Source organism: Anaeromyxobacter sp. PSR-1, from assembly GCF_000964525.1.
Lineage (GTDB): Bacteria > Myxococcota > Myxococcia > Myxococcales > Anaeromyxobacteraceae > Anaeromyxobacter.
Map to the genome: position 1 here is coordinate 1 of NZ_BAZG01000292.1, position 3,236 is coordinate 3,236.

General features: G+C 76.0%; 3 protein-coding genes and 1 pseudogene. 2 read left to right on the plus strand and 2 right to left on the minus strand.

The window, feature by feature from the left end; all coding sequences use genetic code 11:
• Positions 1-954: pseudogene (locus PSR1_RS22525) on the plus strand (GtrA family protein); the annotation flags it as partial.
• 124 nt (positions 955-1,078) lie between these two features.
• Here the strand turns inward: PSR1_RS22525 and PSR1_RS22530 are convergent.
• Both PSR1_RS22530 and PSR1_RS22535 read right to left on the minus strand, forming a co-directional pair.
• Positions 1,079-1,648, minus strand: coding sequence for a cytochrome c3 family protein (locus tag PSR1_RS22530; RefSeq protein WP_059439548.1), 570 nt, complete (start codon positions 1,646-1,648; stop codon positions 1,079-1,081).
• A gap of 88 nt (positions 1,649-1,736) precedes the next feature.
• Entirely contained in the window at positions 1,737-2,405 is a 669-nt protein-coding gene (locus PSR1_RS22535) for a trimeric intracellular cation channel family protein (protein WP_059439549.1), read from the minus strand.
• A 51-nt stretch (positions 2,406-2,456) separates the two neighbouring features.
• Here PSR1_RS22535 and PSR1_RS22540 point away from each other — a divergent pair, with 51 nt between their 5' ends.
• Positions 2,457-3,170 (plus strand): RNA methyltransferase, encoded by a 714-nt coding sequence (locus tag PSR1_RS22540; RefSeq protein WP_059439550.1) that lies wholly within the window; start codon positions 2,457-2,459, stop codon positions 3,168-3,170.
• Positions 3,171-3,236 lie beyond the last annotated feature (66 nt).

A 3,236-nucleotide genomic window follows, 5' to 3' on the forward strand; every position in this document is an offset into this window, starting at 1 on the left:
GGCCTGCTGCTCCTCGGGGCCTGGCTGCTCGCGCACCGCGACCGCGTCGCGGCGCGGATCCCGCTGCCGGAGCTGGCGGCGAAGCTCGCCGCCGGGTACTCGCTCGTCTCCATCGACCGGCGCGAGCTGCCGCTCGGGATGGCGGTGATGCTGGTGCTCGCCGTGGCGGTGGTGCACGCGGCGCTGGTCCGCGCCGGGCGCGGGGCGCGGCTCCGCTCGCACGACGGGTGGCTCGTCGCCGCCGCCGCGTTCGTGGTCCTGTACTTCGCCGTCCCCGACGTGGTGGCGGCGGGCGCGCACGTGTCGGATCGGATGGCGCTGCTCGCGCTGCTGTGCGTCGCGGCGTGGATCGGCGCCGCCGCCGCGGGCCCGGCCGCCCCGGCCCGGCGCGCCGCCGTCGCGCTCGCGGCCATCGCGGTGGTCGCGCTCGGGGTCCGGCTCGACAAGCAGCGGGAGCTCTCGGCCTACCTCGAGGAGTACGCCTCGGCGTCCGCGGCGGTGGAGGAGGGGCGGGTGATGCTGCCGCTGGCGCTCTCGCCGCACGGCCCGCTGGATGCGAACGGGCGGCGCATGGGCTACCGCATCAAGCCGTTCCTGCACGCGACCGGCTGGATCGTGGCGGCGCGCGGCGGCGTGGACCTCAAGAACAGCCAGGCCAACACCGACCACTGCCCGGTGCGCTTCCCCGCCGGCCGGAACCCGTTCCACGTCATCGCGGGCTCGCTGGGGCGGATGGAGGGCGTCCCGCCCTGCGTCGATCTGCGCGGGGCGCGGCGGCTCGGCCGGCTCGACTACGTGCTGGTGTGGGGCGCGACGCGCGAGCTGCTGGCCACGCCCTGCGGCGCCGCGCTCGCGGCCGACCTCGCGGCGCGCTACGAGCCGGTGTGGCTCTCGGCGCCGCGCGGGATGCTCGAGATCTGGCGGCCGCGGGCCGCGGTGGCCGCCGCGCGCTGACTGCCGTGCTCGCTCGCCTCCGCTCGGGGTTCGACGGGCTCACCCCGAGCGGAGGCGGAACGCCAGGCCGATCTCGACATCCCGCTCGCCCCGAGCCTGTCGAGGGGCGGGCGGGCGGGTGCCGCTACTTCTTGGCGGGCGCCGGGGCGGGCGCGGCCGCGCGCTTCGCGCCGGACTCGTCCATCGACGTGAAGAGCGCCGCCTGCTTCACCGTGGCCGCGTCGGCCTTGCCCGGGTGGCACACGCCGCAGAACGCGTCCATCTGCTGGCCCTTGGCGGTGTCCACGCGGAGGTACTTGTAGTTCGGGTTGGACGGGTGCGGATCGTGGCAGCCGATGCACTCGAAGCGCCCGTCGCGCAGCAGCTCGGCCGGCACCTTCGCGACCTTCGGGTTCACGTTCCCGACGCCGTACGGGTGGCTCATGTGGCCCGACACCGGCGCGTAGCCCTGGCCGCCGTCCTTCGAGTCGGCGTGGCAGGCGAGGCAGAGCGCGGTGGTGCCGGAGTACGGCTGCTTGGTCTTGGGATCGAGCGCCTTGGTGTTCGGCGTGACCGCGAAGATGATCTTGCCCTTGGCGGTGTGGATGGAGTGGCAGCCGCCGCAGCCCACGCTGTCGTGGCCGCCCGCGGCGCGGGCGGCGAACGGGACGGCGAGGGCGAGGGCGGCGACGAGCAGGCTGCGGACGAGCGTCATGAAGGCTCCTGGTGCGCGGGGGTAAGTCCTCGGAGGGCGCACCTTAAGGGAAGCCCCGCCGGGTCGGCCTTGACCCGCGCCAAGGAAGCTATCGCTCGCCTGTCCCGTCCTCGCCCGACAGCGCCTCGGTGCGCCAGCCCAGCCACACCGACAGGATCCGGACCGCGAACGCGGCGGCGATCGCGATCAGCGCCGACAGCGTGCCGGGCAGCCCGGCGCCGCGGGTGAGCCCGATGAACACCACCTCGCCGGCCATGGCGGCGAGCGCGTAGAACTCGCCGGGCCGGAACACCAGCGGCACGTCGTGCACCAGCAGGTCGCGCAGCAGCCCGCCGCCGACCGCGTTCACCGCCCCGACCAGGAGCGCGGTGAGCATGGGCAGCCCCGCCGCGATCGACTTGTTGGCGCCCACCACGCCGTAGGTCCCGAGCGCCACCGCGTCCGCGAGCAGGAACGGGATCTGGAACCGGTGCAGGCGCTTGCCGAAGAAGACGCCGGTGGCGGCGCCCAGCGCCACCGCCACCAGGTACCGTCCGTCGGTCACGACGGCGGGCGGGCCGAACTGGAGGAACAGGCCGTCGCGCAGCAGCGCGCCGCCGAGGCCGGTGACGAACGCGAGCACGAGCACGCCGACGAAGTCGTAGCGCTTCGAGATCGCGGCCAGCGCACCGGTCACCGCGAACAGGTAGGTCGCGGCCAGGTCGAACGTGATGTGGAGCTGGAAGGGGTTCTCGAGGAACCGCGCTGCGTGGGGCACGGGCCTCCTTTAGCACGGCCGGACCGGGCCGGCGCGGTAGCATGCGCCGCGATGCGCCTCCCCGTCCGCCTGGTGCTGCTGCGCCCCCGCAACCCCGAGAACCTCGGCGCGGTGGCGCGCGCCATGAAGAACTTCGGCGCCGACGACTGGGCCATCGCCGAGCTGGGGACGCACGACTTCGCGGCCATGCGCCGCGTGGCGGTGCACGCCGAGGAGCTGCTCGACCGGCCGCGGCTGGTGCGCACGCTCGACGAGGCGGTGGCCGACTGCGCCTGGGTGGTCGGCACCAGCTCGCGCGCGGTGAAGGGCAAGCGCCGGCTCCCGCCGGCGGAGGTGGCCCGCGAGGCGCTGGAGCGCGCCGCCGCGGGGCGGACCGCGATCGTGTTCGGCGACGAGCGGAGCGGGCTCACCAACGACGAGGTGCACCGCTGCCACGACCTCTCCGCCATCCCCGCCGGCGAGGCCCAGCCCTCGCTCAACCTGGCGCAGGCGGCCCTCGTCTACCTGTACGAGCTGCGCAAGGCGGCGCTCGCCGCCGCCGCGCCGCCGGCGCGCGCGCCCGACGCGGGCGCGACCGACGCCGAGCTCTCCGCGGTGGAGGACGCGCTCCGCGCCGCGCTGCGCGGCGGGGGCTTCCTGGCCGGGCCGGAGCGCCACGCGGTCCGCGACCTCGCCGCCGCGCTGCGGCGCTCGCGGCTCAGCCGGCGCGAGGCGCGCCTCTGGCTCGCGGCGCTGCGGACGCTGGGGCGGGGCGGGGACGGCTAGCCACCCGCGGCGCGCGCGAGGGGCAGGTCCTCCAGCGTCACCCCGGGCAGCGCCGTGACGAGCTCG

What these genes read in the sequence shown, in the direction of transcription:
- PSR1_RS22530 (WP_059439548.1), bottom strand. Translation starts at nt 1,648, where the DNA reads ATGACGCTCGTCCGCAGCCTGCTCGTCGCCGCCCTCGCCCTCGCCGTC.
- PSR1_RS22540 (WP_059439550.1), top strand. Translation starts at nt 2,457, where the DNA reads ATGCGCCTCCCCGTCCGCCTGGTGCTGCTGCGCCCCCGCAACCCCGAG.